The following is a 13603-nucleotide window of genomic DNA, read 5'->3' as shown; positions in this document are numbered from 1 at the left end:
ACCGGGGGCGCGTGGCAACCCCCTTGGGGTGTGGCCTCTACCACAGCTCGCCGTTTGAAGGGCTCGAGCCTCCTGGCTGTCGAGCGCCCGGGTGCCTTACTCGAAGCTGTCCACGGCCCTGACCTGGGCCAAGTTGTAGACCTTGACGGCATCCGATCCGACGTTGGCCTCGATCTCGACACTGCGCCCCAAGAACTCCATACACACGGGGTACGCTCTTCCTGCGGGCGTTTGGGCCTGCTTGAAACGACCGTAGAGAACCGTCTCACCGAGGATGAAGTCCCCGGTGAGAATGGTGCCCTCGTCCAGCTCGCCGTACTTTGCGGCCAGCTCGACGGCCCCACGACCTCCGCGCACGGTCGCGTACTCCCCGCCTCGAGCACCGGGAAAGCGGACGGTAAGGTTCGTACCGAGGGGGAGGCGCAGTTCCCCCTCCATCGTTCGCACGGCGCGGGAGGGGCAATCCTCGGGGCCGGGCGTGGAGCGCACCTGGGCACCGGGGCAGGCGACAAGTACCCAGCCGCAGCCTGCGGCGAGGCACAGCCACTTTTTGCTGGGGACGCAGCGCCCTTCCGTGCGCTCGGGCGAGAGGGCGGGCTTCTCCTGGGGCGGCAAACGGGACTCTTGCTTGCGAAGAGGCATGGCGGTTGCGAGCGCGGGGGTGAAGGCAAGGGACGAAGCCGCGCCCGTCCCAGCTTCAAACGACTCCGAGGAATTCGCCACTTCGCGGACGGCACCGGCCCGGACGGTAGGGCCCGAGACGGGGGGCTCGGCAGGGAGCGGAGCGTGCTGCACAGCCTGCACGGAAGGAACTGTGTCAGGAGCCGGGCGGCTGCGCACCACCCACGCGTTCGCCACGGCCAGCGCCCCCAGGGCCACAAGGAAGAGCGCGGCATGCCGGAGGGAGTCCACCGCCATGGCGCGCAGCGGAAACACGCCGACAACGGAGGGAATGAAACGGGAGAGCGTGCGATGGAAGGGGCTGCGCACCACACGCGTGGGTGAAGGTGGCTCGCTCGATGACGGCGGCGCTGCTCGCACAGCAACCGCAGCGGACTGCACGGCTGCACGGGCGGGTGGTGGCGGAAGCGGCAGGGAGGAGTCTGGCACCGGAGGCGGCAAGGCCTCCCAGGCACGCTCCGGCTCCACTTCCGCCAACACCGCGACGAGGGCCTCGGCGGGCGAAGCGGCGGCTTCCGGTTTGGCATGGGCGGGCGGCTGGGCCACGTTCACGGGCGCGGGGCCGGCGACGGCCGGGGTGCCGGCGCTCTCCTGCGCCTGGCGGCGCTTGCGAGCGTCCCCGCGTCCGCGTCGGGGACGGGCCGCCTTCCACGCGAGGCCCGCCTCCCCCCCGGCTGGCGGGCCCATGCCCGGCACCTTCACCGTGGGCGTGGCGTCGGGCGCGTCCGGGTCCATGAGGGGCACGTCCCAGGACGCGTCCCCCTCCGCTGCGGAGAGGGCCACTTCCAGGGCGCCGCACAGCTCCTTGTAGTTGGCGAAGCGCGCCTCCCGACGCTTCTCCAACATGCGCATGCACAGGGCGCTGAGTACCAGGGGCACGCGCGAGCTGAAGGCGTGTGGCGAGGGGGGCCGCTGCGCGAGAATGCGGTCGTTCAGGCCCCCTTCGGTGCGGTTGCCAAAGGGCAGCACGTCGGTAAGCAGCCAGTAGAAGGTGACACCCAGGGCCCACAGCTCGTCCCCCACATCGGGTCGGTAGCCTGCCTGCTTCTTGGAGGGGTCGCGCTCGAAGAGAATGTGCTCGGGCGAGCGGTACTAAACGACAGGCCGTGATTCTCGAACGGCCTGGAGGGTAGGCAGGCCAGGGGTAGGCACTTCAGGGAAGGAAGAGGGAGAAACCCGACTCGTTCGGCCTTGTGTGCGCAAGAACTAGAAGACGAGAAGAGCCCTCCCTCGAGGCAAGGTGGTGCTGAGGCTGAGGGCGGGCCAGAGGAGAAAGCTGCTGCGGTGGGCGGAGAAGAAGGGCTGCCCGCTGACCTTGCGACGCTGCATGGCGGTGGCGAAGGTAGGCCAGGGACTGTCGTACCGGGCGGTGGCTCGCGAGTTGTTGTGCTCGGTGTCCACGGTGGCGGATGCCGTGCGGCGCTACAAGCAGACAGGCCGCCACGGACTGCTGGACAGGAGAGCGGGCAATGGCCGACGCAAGGTGGGCGAGCCCTATGAGGCCCAGCTGAAACACGTGCTGGAGGGGACGCCCCAGGACATGGGGTGGTTGCGCACGACGTGGACGCGCGAATTGCTGGCGTGCGAGTTGGAGCGTCGCGGTCTGCCTCGGGTCTCGGTGACGAGCGTGGGCCGAGCCTTGGAGCGAGTCGGCGCGAGCCTCAAGCGGCCTCAACCCGTCGTGCTGTGTCCCTGGCCCGCGCCCCGCCGTGCTCGCCGCGTGTGGCAGCTCAAGTGCCTGGCGGCCCACGCCACGGCGAACGAGCCTGTCTTTTACGCGGATGAGATGGACGTGCACCTCAATCCCAAGCCAGGCCGTGACTGGATGCTGTCCGGCCACAGGCGGCTGCTGGTAACGCCCGGGAACAATCGCAAGGGATATGTCGCGGGGGCGCTGGAGTCCAGGACGGGACGCCTCTCCTGGGTGAAAGGCGCGAACAAGACAAGCGACCTGTTCATCGAGCTGCTGCACGCGCTTGTCCAGGAGCATCCGCGGGCCACGCGACTGCACGTCATCCTGGACAATGCCTCGATGCACCACAGCCAGAAGACGAGACGTGCACTCGCGGCGCTGGGAGGGCGGGTCGTGCTGCACTTCCTGCCGCCCTATTGCCCCTCGGCCAACAAGATTGAGCGGGTGTGGTGGGACGTCCACGCCCACGTCACTCGGAATCACCGTCGCGCGGACTTGGACTCCCTTCTGGGTGATGTGGACGCCTACCTCGAAGGCCGCAACCTCCACGCCACTTCTCATCCAACCCTGCGCAACGGGTATGCCCCCCTTGCCGCATAGAGTCGTTCGGGAATCATGGGCGGTCGTTTAGTCAGTGCCGGGCGGCTCGCGCTCGCCGGTAATGGTTGGCTCTCCGGCGAGCCACCCAATTCCGAAGTCCACCAGGACGGGCCGGCCGTCCAAATCGCGAATGAGAATGTTCTCCCGCTTCAAGTCCCGGTGCAGCACGCCCTGCACGAGAATATCGGCGAGCGCGCGCGCCACCTCGAGGAGGACGCGCACCACATGGCGCGCGGTGGGGTTCTCGTCCAGGGCCCACTCGTCCAGCGTCCTGCCCACCACCAGGTCCATGACGAAGCACAGGTAGCCATGGTCGGGGTCCGGCCACCTGTCGCACGCGCGGAAGCGGACGACGTTGGGGTGCACCACGTGGCGCAGAATGTTGATTTCGCGCTGGCCCCAGGACTCCAGCTCGCGGGCGCGGATGACTTTGAGGGCGTAGTAGCGGCCCGCGCGCTCCACCTCGTAGACGAAGCCGAAGCCCCCGTCGCCAAGCTTCCTCACGATACGGTAGTCCCCCACCATGTCTCCGGTCGCGGGGGGCTTGAAGGGCGGGGCTTTCATGGGAGCTGCGACTCCTCCTCACTCGAAACGCTAGCACAGCGGTAAAGGCCTCACGCCGATACGGCTTGGGGCCGGAGCCGGGGGCGGCGCACACCGAAACCCCTCCGGAAAGGGTGTGCACACGAGCCCCCGGCCCCGGCTCCAACTCGTTGGGCCCCTGCCCTACTCCTCGGCGGGGCTCTCCAGCACCTTGGCCACGCGCATCAGCCGCTTCACCTCCCCGGGGCTCCACCCGCGCAGCATGCGCACCAGTTGCCGCAGCTCGGGCGAGAGGCTGCCCTCGGGCGTGGGCGCGGCCAGCGTCGTGGCCACGTCCGTGCGGCTGAGCTCCAGCAGCACGTCGGCGGAAATGCCGAGCGCGAGGGCCAGCTTCCGCAGCGTGGGCACGGACGGCATCATGCCGCCGCGCTCAATACGTCCATAAACTTCGGGGACGAGGTCCGTCTGCTTCGCCACCTGGGCCTGGGTGAGGCCCAGCCGCTCGCGCACCGTGCGGCAGATGTCGCCGAGAGACTTCTGAAGGTGTCCGTGTTCCATGGTTTGTCTCCACAGGCTTCCAGCACGCCAGCGCGCTCTGGAGGCAGTCGTCCTCTCCTGCACGGCCCCGCTCACCTGACGGGCCGCGCCCGCTTCCCGGCCTTTTTCGCGCCGGACTTCTTCGCTCGGGTCTTGGCGAGCATGGAGCGCGCCAGGGTGGCGAGCGCCGCGTGCTGCACGGGCCTCAGCGTGCGAATCGTCCGGAGGAAGCGGCGCACGCCCGGGGTGTCGGCCTCTGCCTGGCTCGTCGGTGCGAGCCAGGGTGGCGGCTGCTTCGACTGGAAGCCCAGCAGTGTGTTGGCATCCAACTGCAAAGCGTCGCACAGCCGCAGCAGAGTGGGCACGCTGGGCATCATCCGCGCCCGCTCAATGCGGCCGTAGACGCCAGCCGCGAGGCCGGTGCGCCTGGCCATTTGCGTCTGGGTGAGGCCCAGGCGCAGGCGGGAGTCCTTGGCCACCGTGGCGAGGTGTTGTTGAAGGGGGGTGGGCATGAGCGTGCTCCCTCAACGTGTGGCCTGCTTCGGTGACCGTGTGCCAGGGGGTGTCCCCATGAAGCGGGCCACGTGAGTGAGCGCGTCCACCTGCTTCGCCCCCAGCCGGCGCACGCTGCGCAGCAGGCGGCGAAGCGAGGGCCGCTCCTCGGAGGGAGGGGCGGCCTTGGCGAGCCACCTCGGCGGCGTGTCGGAGACGAGCCCCAACAGGGAGTTGGCGTCCACGCCGAGAGCACGGCACAGCCGAAGCAGGGAGGGAACGCTCGGGAGCATGTGGCCGCGCTCCAGGCGCGCGTATACTTCCGTGGCCAGCTCGGCGCGCTCGGCGACTTCCGCCTGCGTCAGCCCAGCGCGTGCGCGCGCCTCGCGGGCCGCTGCCCCCACGTGCCGTGCGAGTGAGAAGTCCCTCTTGTTAATGGAGCCCACGGCGCGCCTCAGTGGGTTTCTCCGGGCTCGCGGCCCGTCAAGTCCGGGGGCAACGGAAATACGCCTTTCTCCACGTCCGGGTGGGCGCGCAGCTTCCGCAAGTCCGAGGCCTCCTTGAGAATGTCGCTGAGTTCCGCCTCGGCCTCCCTCGCGCCGTAGGGCCGCCCCGGGCGGGCGTGCAGGAAGTCGCGCAAGTCGTAACGCATGTCGTCCGCCGTCGCGTAGCGCTCGGAGGGGCTCTGCCGCAGGGCCCGGGCGACAATCTTCCGCAGAGGGGCGGGCAGGTTCTTCGCCGCGTGCTCCACCTCCTCGGGGCCGAAGTGCAGCACGCGGTTGGCGAGCGTCTCCAGCGGCATCAGCGTGGAGCGCTCGGCGCGCACCTCGGGGGGAAACCGCTCGTCGAGGTCCTCCCACAGCTTGTCGGGCGGGTCCAACGGGTAGCGGGCCAGCAGCATCTCCAGCAGCATGAGGCCAAGGGAGAAGATGTCGGCCCTGCCGTCCAGCTTGCGCGGGGTGAGCGGGTCCCTCTGGCGGGAGTCCGGCTTGAGGAAACCGAGGAGGATTTCCGGGGCGATGTAGGCCGGGTCTCCGCGCAGCAGCCCGCGGCGCGTGGGAATGCGGCCGAGCAGCTCCGAATAGGCCGCGCCGAAGTTGGTGAGCTTGACGCGGCCATTCTCCCCAAGGCGAATGCGCATGGGCCCCACGGCGCGGTGGACGAGCTTGAGGGGGTTGCCGTCCTCGTCCTCGCAGCGGTGCGCGTAGTCGAGCGCGTCGGCCACCTCGCTGGCCACGTAGACGGCGAAGTCGGGGCTCAGCCTGCGCCCCACCAACCAGGCCGCGTCCATGAGGGTGAGGAGGAAGCAGCCGCGCAGGTGCTCCATGACGATGTAGGGCACCTCCTCGTGCACCACGTACCCGTACACCCTGGCGATGTTGGGGTGGCGCAGGGCCTTGGAGAGCGTCACCTCCTCCAGCGCCCGGTGCCGGGCCTCGCGCCCGTGCTCCATGACAATGGGCTTGAGGACGACGAGCTTCACCGGGCCGCCGCCAAGCGGCTCCCGCGTGGCGAGCAGGAGGGTGTCGTAGTCGGGGTGCTCGACGAGGGGGCGCACCACCTCGTACCGGAAGTCGCCCTCGGTGAAGGACAGGTGTGGCGTGGGCCCGCCGGGTTTTTTCGATTCGGACATGGAAGGCTCGTTGGCTTGAGGGAAGTGAAAAGGAGGTAGCGGGGGAGTCAGTGGATGTTTCCGGGCCCCGCCTCGGGCGGCGCGGGCCTACCCGCCTGCCCGTCAACAGGGCCCGGGAGCCGCCCGAGGTCGGCCGCCTCCATGAGGATTTCAGCGGCTTCCTCAGCGGCCTCCTTCTCGCCGTAGGGCGTCTGGAGCGTGTGCAGGTAGCCGTACAAGTCAGTGTGCATGTCGCTCGAGCTGGGGTAGCGCTCGGCCGGGTTGTCTCGAAGGGCCCGCGCCATGATTCGCCGGAGAGCCTCCGGCAGCTCGTCCGCCGCACGCCGCACCTCCGCGGGCCCGAAGTGCAGCACGCGATTGGCGAGCGTCTCCAGCCTCACGAGCGCCGTCTCGTCGTCGAGGAGGCTGGACGGGAAGCGCGCCTTGAGGTCGAGCCACAGCGGCTCGCGCTGGTTGCGCGGGTAACGCGCCAGCAACATCTCCAGCATCACCAGGCCCAGGGAGAAGACATCGGCCCTCTGGTCGAGCCCCGGGGGAGAGAGTAGCTCCCCGTGGCCCTCCTCCGGCTGGCGGAAGCCGCGAAGGATTTCAGGAGCGGTGTAGGCCGCGTCGCCTCGGATGGGTTCCCCTGGAAAGGGTGGATGCTCGAGCAACTCCGTGTACATGACGCCCAGGTGGGTGAGCTGAACGCGGCCGGTGACGCCCACGCGAATGCGCCGGGGCCCCACGGCCCGGTGGATGAGGTGGAGGGGTTTCTCGTCCTCGTCCTTCTTGCCGTGGAGGTAGAGGAGCGCGTCGGCCAGCTCGGTGGCCGTGTACGCCACGAAGGAGGGGGACAGTCTGCGCCCCACCGCCACGGCCGCCTCCAGCAAGGTAAGAAGACAGCAGCCGCGCAGGTGCTCCATGAGGATGTAGGGCCGCGTGTCGTCGAAGACGCAGCCCCAGACGCCAGCGAGGTTGGGATGGCGTGTAAGGCCCGCGCACCGCACCTCCTCGATGCAGCGGTCCACCGTCGCGGAGGGATACTCGTGCGGGAGGAAGGGCCTGAGCTCCACCAACCTGGGCTGGCCCTCCATCTCGGGGTAGCCGTTGAGGACGAGCTGGCGGGAGGCGAGCAGCCCCGACTCATAGTCAGGGTGGGTGCCCACGTCGCCGTGGACTTCGTAGCGGTAGCGGCCCCATTTGAAGCCGAAGCGTGGCGCGGGGCGCGGAGAGGAGACAGTCACGGTAGGAGTCCCGGGAGTGGAGGGGAGTGCCTAATGAGTGGCGACGAGGACTGGGACGGCCACGGGCCGCCATGTGTCCGTCTCGTCCTTCATGTAGAAGGTGCCCACCTCGAAAGTGCCCGCTCGGTAAGCCCCGTCCTGCACTCCCACGGGGCCCACGCACTGCTGCTCCTTGCCAGTGAGCGCCCAGGCCAGGTAGCCATCAGGCCGCAGCACCACGAGGGGTTGGAACTCCTGGACGCGCCGGCCCAGCTCGGCTCGGGGAACGGCCTCAGTCTTGAGCGTCACGTCGAGCAGCAGCACGTCCGCTACGAGCCACGGGGCATATTCTGAGGCCTTGGGCGGAAAGAGGTGGAAGTGCATCCGGAGTTGCCTGGCCTCCTGGGGAGACAAGTCCCGGCCCCTGGGCAGCAGCTCCGTGGGGAGCCCGGCCTTGAGCAGAAGGACGGCGAACTCGTCCAGGTCCGCGAGCGCATCCCGGGTGGTGGCATACGCCGCGGGCGGCGCGTTGCTGGCGCACGCCAGCGGACACAGCAGCACGAGGGAGAGCGCGGCGAACAGGCCCGGCAGGAGACGGGCGGAACCCGCGCAGACACGAGTCTCCTCCCGACGCGAAAGAATTTCGCTCGGCACGATGGCACCTCCGAAAACGCATAATGGGAATTGAACTGACGACCAAACAGGTAGCACAGCCAACACAGGAAGGGAAGCCCTGTCCAACCGCGCAGGTCATACAAACAGGCCAACCAGTCAGAGGGTGTTGAAGTGGGGCAGTCAGGCGAGGCGCCGGAGCATGAGGTCGATCATGCCGAGCTGAATGAACGCTTCGGAGGAAGACTCCTGGCGCTCGTAGTCTTTTGAAAGACGCCGCTGCCGGTTCAGCCATCCAAAAGTCCTCTCCCCAATCCATCGTTTGGGAAGGAGAACAAAGCCCTTCGCCTGGTCCGAGCGCTTCACCACCTCGACGTCAATGCCACTCTCCTGGGCCACGGCTTGAACTTTCGGCCCGGCGTAACCGCCATCCACCCAGACCTTTTTGAGGGAGGGGTATTGTTGCGCGGCCAGGGGTAGCACCGCAGGGGTCGCGTCCCTGTCTTGTACATCCCCTGTCGTCATCCACGCGACGAGCAGCAGCCCCAGCGTGTCGACCAACAAGTGGCGCTTCCTGCCCTTTATCTTCTTGCCCGCGTCGTACCCCTTGGTCTCTGCCTCCTGCATCGTCTTGACGCTCTGACTATCGAGAATCCCCGCGGTGGGCTCCTCGGCATGACCCTCTTTCTTGCGCACCTTGCGCCGAAGCTCATCGTTGAGCTTCTTCCACGTCCCGTCCTTCTTCCACTTCGCGAAGTAGTGGTAGACGAGCTGCCAATCCGGCAGGTCATGCGGCATGTACCTCCACTGAGCTCCGGTGCGCTTGATATAGAGAATGGCGTTGACCACTTCTCGGCGCGGATGCAGCACTTCCTGCGGGCCGCAGTGGCTGGCTCGAACAAAGGGCTCTATCAGCGCCCATTGTTCATCCGTCAGGTCCGTGGGGTAGCGCTGTCGCTCGGGCATGGGAAGGTCGCTCATGGCCCTGTGAGATAGTGACGCGAGCGAGGAATGCAACTTGCGCGGTCATGTCGACGCTCCTACCTTCTCGGTCGACTCTTCACCGGAGGACAAAACGGACGGGAGCAATCCACAACGCGACTGCGGCTACAGGGCCGGGGCGGACCGAAAAGCAGCGGGCACCGCACAGAGCGGAGCGGTACTGCTTTTGTTTTTGTGAGGCCGCTATGGAGCGCAGAGGCCCCCTGTTTCAGTTCAACACCCTCTCAGAGAGGCAGAAGCCTGCTTTTGAGAGAGCAGAGAGCTCCTCGGCGATTTGGAATTGATAAGTAAGTCCGCCAGTCCCAACCTGAGACGTCACGCCGGAAAGCACCTCACCACGGGCAGCGGCAGGCGACGAAGCGGAGCCAGACACAAGATCGCCACCTACTCCGGGGCACCTCCAGACATTCCGTGTTTGCCGCAGGAGTCTGAGGTGAATGGCCCTGGCCATTCCCCGCGCTAGCGGGGAGTGGCATCGCCGCGAGCCGTGCGGGGCTGGGCGGCTCAAGGCTGCCCGAAGGGCACCGCCCATGGCGGCGCGCGCAGCGGCCTTGAACCGGACAGGCCCGCATGGCCGCGTTGCGCGTCGGGGGGTGCAAGGGGGCTTGCTGCCCCCTGAGCGGGGCACCGTCCCCGACAGGGCAGGAACACCGTGGCTCCGGTGGCGCTTTACTGGGACAGGCACGGCGAGGCGAGCGGGGGGCCTCGGGCTACCTCCGCGATACCGCAAGCGCGAGCTCGCCGTCGCTGGGGCCTTCTCGGGGCACTCCCCTTACATGAGGTCGCCCTGGTGCGAGGCCTCGTTGGTGGTTGGCAGTGGCTCACGTCGCAGCTCGGCCGCACGCGGCGACGCGGAAGCGAGGTGCAACTCTCGCAGGGAGAGGCGTCATGAGCGCGAAGTGTGCCGGGGACACCCCGACGCTCTCAAACGGTGACGGGTTGCGCCGAACAGGCGACCACGACACGGCCTTTTCATCCCCCCTGAAACACGGTCGGCATGGATTCACGACCCTGCCCGACCCAATGGGCGGAGCGGTTGCGGAGCCACGGCTGGCCACATCTCAGACTGGGGCGAGACGCCTATTTTCCTGCCAGATGGCTACTCAAGCTGCCACCAGGGGGGACAGAGGGGGGGGGGTCAGCTAGCACAGGAGCCATCTGGCAGAGTTGCACGGGCCATTTCCCGTGCAACTTCAAGCGGATACCGTCCTCAGACGGTTCCGCGGCTTGAGCGCCGCCTGGCAACCGCTCAAGGTTCCCAGGCGGCGCGATGGAAAACCGTGTTTTCAGAAACATGCGCGCCGGACTTCCCCAGTAATTCCGCGCGCCTCGCCGCCACTGGCGGTTCCTACGTGTGACGTCCCACGAAACGGCACGTTTCGGGAGCAATCGCCCGGGACCCGCGCGGGCTCCGCAAACGAGAATGGCGGTGGTAGATTCGGGTTCGGAAACGATGATTTCCGAAACACGCGTGACGGCATTCCTTCGTGGTTTCGGGACCTTGCGCATCGAAAGCGGTTCCATACGTCAGCGCTGCGGAAATCGGCAGGTTTCAGGGCATCTGAGCAGGACCTGACGACTCTCCCCTTCGAGTCCCGGGATGAAGGCTCCAGTGCACGCGCCCATAGCCCTGTCACGCAGCGGGACAGAGGGCGGAATCCCGATGGTGTGCAAAACTGACCAATAGCCCACTCAGCCAGCGGCACAGGCTTCCACTCTGTGTGCGGAACGTGTCATTCGTTGCCTACATAAACCCTATGTCTGCCGGGCTGCGCCCACGTACACAGGCACACTATGACCCCTCTCCTGCCCCTGACTGCCCTTCCGGACCGTCCGGTCGAGGTAGACGCGGCCCGGCTGCTGCTGGTCGTGAACCGGTTCGCGACCACTCCAGATGACACAATCCACCAACTCCGCTGCTGGCCGGCGCGCGTGGTATCGCGCTATCTCACGCCGGAGTACTACCTCCAGAAGCTCGATTTCCTGGTTCGTTACCCGGCGTATTTGGCGTACGAACTCGTTGAGTTACACCGGCTTGGGGTGCTGAGCGCGCTGGATGCGACGGCCGTGCAGGCGGACGTGCGGACACTACTCGGCGACCGCGAGCCGGAGTTGCGCACCGACCCCTTCCGACGGTTCTGGCGGGGGGCGTACGAGAGCCTGGATCGCGTGGAGGCATGGTGGCACGCGCGTGGGCTCGTCTTCGTAGGGCACGAGCGCCGCGGCGCAGAGGGCAGTCCCGTGCGTCCCCAGAAGTATTTCTTCCTCACACCGGAGGGAGAACGGATTGCCATCTCGCTGGTGGCGAAGGTGGGGCATGCCCGGTGGTACGAGGATCGGATCAGCCTGATTCATCGGTACTTCGGCGCGCTCCGACCAGCCGAAGTGAAGTCATTGCAGTATTCGCACCCACCCTATCGGGAGGCGCAACTGAACGAATTCATACCGGACCTCGCCATTGAGGAGATCGAACGGAACTTTGCCGAAACCTTCGGCTGCAGACTCGGAGCTCTGCATGGCTGAACAGGACAATACGGGCAGAGTGGTGTCTCCGCCCACGCCCACCGAGGAGGCGCTCTCGGCGGATACGCTCGCGGAAAAGGTGCACGCACGCTACAGCGCCCGAAAGCGACAGGAGATCCCGATCGAGCTCGTTCGTGAGGTTGTCTCCAAGCTGAATTTGACGAAGCCACGACGACGGCGCGCGGCGCGACTCCGGCTCGGCCGTCTTCTGTTCACGGGGGAAAAGCGCCTTGAGGAAATCGGGTCGGCGCCCATTCACTACGACCAGCGCTTCCAACCCGGCGTCAACGTCCTGCTGGTCCCGGACAACGACGTAGGAAAGTCCTCGATCTTGAAGACGATCAAGTACGCGCTCACGGGCGACGACTCCGACTACGACGGTGATGTGCGGTCGTGGCTCCACCGAATCTGGCTCCAGTTCTACATCGACGGTTCGCCATTTACGGTGCATATCTCCAAGGAAGCCAGCTCCGTAGGATACATCGCCTCGGGACATACCGACCGGCCCGCTGACGAGTCCGATGACATGCCTGAACTCCTGGAGAGCATGATCGGCGCTGAGGCGATAACAAACACGCTCCACCAGTTCTTCTTCAAGCGGCTGGGCATCACCGGGCTCTCTTGGACACAAGCTACCAGCACAGGAGCAGAGCGGCGCACCACCACCTGGCGAACCTTCTTTCAGGCATTGGTGATCCCAGACAGCAGTGACCAGTACCTGCTGCTGGACGAGAAGCACTCGATGGGAAACCAGGATGGCCTGATCCTCTCGGTTCTGCTGGGGCTCAGTCTGGTAGAGCCCCTGAACGAACTCCTCATCGAGAAGCAAAAGACCAGGAAGGAACAGAAGGTTAGTGACGAAGAGCGCGCACAGGCTGAAGCAGCTGTCGCTGACCTGCGCCAGCAACTCCAAAGTGCCCAGGACGAGTTGCTTCGCCTGGATACGGATCAGCGCGCCCGCCTCTCGACCTACGAAACCGGGACCTCCGGCCAGCAACTGCTGGACCTTCGTTCTCAGAAGGAGGTCAAGGCCGCCGAGGTTTCGGAACTCGAGCGGCGACAGGTAGAGCTGAACACGAACATCAAGCGTCGGCGGGCGCGCGCTCGCGCCATCCGCGAAGCAGTCGACTTCCGGTTGCACTTCACAGGTCTGGAGGTCTCACTTTGCCCCAACTGCGATACAGATGTTGATGCACAAGCGGTCGAGCGGGAGCGCAAACAGCATATCTGCCGTCTCTGCGGCAAGCCGCCGCATGAGTCCTCGCCGTCGGAGGTGGAGGCGCAGCTCGCGGAGGCCGACGAACTGGAATCCCAGGCGAAGTCGGACGTGCAGATGCGCGAGCACCTGAACGAGGCCATTGTGAGTGGCCGCGCCGAGCTTGACCGACTCGACAGGCAAGAGACGGGGATGCGGGAGGTGCTAAAGCGCGGGCTCGACTACGTGCTCCCCACGCCGGAAGAACAGCGTCAGCGCTCTGGGTTGGAGCAGCAAATCGGTGCAATCAATGTGCGTATCACATTCCAGACTGGTATCATCAAACGCCATAGTGCAGGCGGCGACGGTGCCGGTCTACGCGCCCAAGTACAGGACCGGGTGCGGGATGTACTCCGTGAGGAAGCCGAGCAGATGAACCAAACCGTGCTGACCCACCTCGCCAATTTGACACAGGAGATGGCGCGCCGGATCGGCACTGAGAGCATCACGGACCTCACATGCTCAGCGCTTGGCAAGGTAGGCCTTCGCAAGAATGGCGTCGAGGTCTCCTTCAACAATACCCGGAATCCGGGCGAGCGGCTCCGCGTCAAGCTCGCCTTCTTCCTGGCCATGATGCGATTGGGCAGAGTTGAGCACGCCGGCCGGCACCCCGGATTCCTCATGATTGATCAGCCAGGCTCCGCGGAGATGGTCGAGGAGGATTTCGTAGAGTTCGCGCGCGTGCTCCGCGAGACGGATCGCGACTACGCGGACGAACTGCAAATCATCTGCTTCACGGCAAGACCACCCTTTGCGGAAGCGACGGCACCACAAAAGCTGTACGGGCCCGCCGCTGGGAAGTACGCGTTTTGACTCGTCCCGGTGCT

At 66.4% G+C, this 13603-nt stretch carries 12 protein-coding genes and 1 pseudogene; 3 read left to right on the top strand and 10 right to left on the bottom strand.

What is annotated here, in order from left to right; translation table 11 throughout:
• Positions 1–96 precede the first annotated feature (96 nt).
• On the bottom strand, positions 97–1704 hold the full coding sequence (locus tag I3V78_RS19420; RefSeq protein ID WP_204489955.1) for a serine/threonine-protein kinase: 1608 nt from the start codon (positions 1702–1704) through the stop codon (positions 97–99).
• 220 nt (positions 1705–1924) lie between these two features.
• Between I3V78_RS19420 and I3V78_RS19415 the strand changes: the two genes are divergently transcribed.
• On the top strand, positions 1925–2974 hold the full coding sequence (locus I3V78_RS19415; protein WP_338023668.1) for an IS630 family transposase: 1050 nt from the start codon (positions 1925–1927) through the stop codon (positions 2972–2974).
• A 27-nt stretch (positions 2975–3001) separates the two neighbouring features.
• On the opposite strand, the gene I3V78_RS19410 is transcribed toward I3V78_RS19415, so the two are convergent.
• The 9 genes and pseudogenes from I3V78_RS19410 to I3V78_RS19375 all read right to left on the bottom strand — a co-directional run bounded on the left by I3V78_RS19410 (position 3002) and on the right by I3V78_RS19375 (position 8962).
• A complete protein-coding gene (locus tag I3V78_RS19410; protein WP_204489953.1) occupies positions 3002–3538 on the bottom strand; it encodes a serine/threonine protein kinase in 537 nt (178 codons plus the stop codon).
• A 162-nt stretch (positions 3539–3700) separates the two neighbouring features.
• Entirely contained in the window at positions 3701–4075 is a 375-nt protein-coding gene (locus I3V78_RS19405) for a helix-turn-helix domain-containing protein (RefSeq protein WP_204489952.1), read from the bottom strand.
• Positions 4076–4146: 71 nt separating this feature from the next.
• Positions 4147–4566 (bottom strand): helix-turn-helix domain-containing protein, encoded by a 420-nt coding sequence (locus tag I3V78_RS19400; protein WP_204489951.1) that lies wholly within the window; start codon positions 4564–4566, stop codon positions 4147–4149.
• 12 nt (positions 4567–4578) lie between these two features.
• Positions 4579–4839, bottom strand: a complete 261-nt coding sequence (locus I3V78_RS40175) for an XRE family transcriptional regulator (RefSeq protein WP_338023867.1) — start codon at positions 4837–4839, stop codon at positions 4579–4581.
• A gap of 3 nt (positions 4840–4842) precedes the next feature.
• Positions 4843–4950: pseudogene (locus I3V78_RS40170) on the bottom strand (helix-turn-helix domain-containing protein); the annotation flags it as partial.
• A gap of 50 nt (positions 4951–5000) precedes the next feature.
• Positions 5001–6179 carry a serine/threonine protein kinase gene (locus tag I3V78_RS19390; protein ID WP_204489950.1) on the bottom strand — a complete coding sequence of 393 codons (1179 nt, stop codon included), beginning with the start codon at positions 6177–6179 and terminating at the stop codon, positions 5001–5003.
• A 47-nt stretch (positions 6180–6226) separates the two neighbouring features.
• Positions 6227–7405 carry a protein kinase domain-containing protein gene (locus I3V78_RS19385; RefSeq protein ID WP_204489949.1) on the bottom strand — a complete coding sequence of 393 codons (1179 nt, stop codon included), beginning with the start codon at positions 7403–7405 and terminating at the stop codon, positions 6227–6229.
• A gap of 30 nt (positions 7406–7435) precedes the next feature.
• Complete coding sequence (locus I3V78_RS19380; protein ID WP_204489948.1) at positions 7436–8038, bottom strand: hypothetical protein; 603 nt, start codon at positions 8036–8038, stop codon at positions 7436–7438.
• A gap of 141 nt (positions 8039–8179) precedes the next feature.
• Complete coding sequence (locus I3V78_RS19375) at positions 8180–8962, bottom strand: IS5 family transposase (protein ID WP_204489657.1); 783 nt, start codon at positions 8960–8962, stop codon at positions 8180–8182.
• Between the two features lie 1830 nt (positions 8963–10792).
• Here I3V78_RS19375 and I3V78_RS19370 point away from each other — a divergent pair.
• Both I3V78_RS19370 and I3V78_RS19365 read left to right on the top strand, forming a co-directional pair.
• The gene (locus I3V78_RS19370; protein ID WP_204489947.1) at positions 10793–11521 is read left to right on the top strand and encodes a hypothetical protein; all 729 of its coding nucleotides are present in this window, start codon (positions 10793–10795) and stop codon (positions 11519–11521) included.
• On the top strand, positions 11514–13589 hold the full coding sequence (locus I3V78_RS19365) for an AAA family ATPase (protein ID WP_204489946.1): 2076 nt from the start codon (positions 11514–11516) through the stop codon (positions 13587–13589). The genes I3V78_RS19370 and I3V78_RS19365 overlap by 8 nt, the downstream gene beginning before the upstream one ends.
• The last annotated feature ends 14 nt before the right edge of the window (positions 13590–13603 follow it).

The organism is Archangium primigenium, from assembly GCF_016904885.1.
Classification (GTDB): domain Bacteria; phylum Myxococcota; class Myxococcia; order Myxococcales; family Myxococcaceae; genus Cystobacter; species Cystobacter primigenius.
The sequence above is the reverse complement of the archived record's forward strand: the minus strand, read 5'-3'. Positions and strand labels throughout refer to the sequence as shown.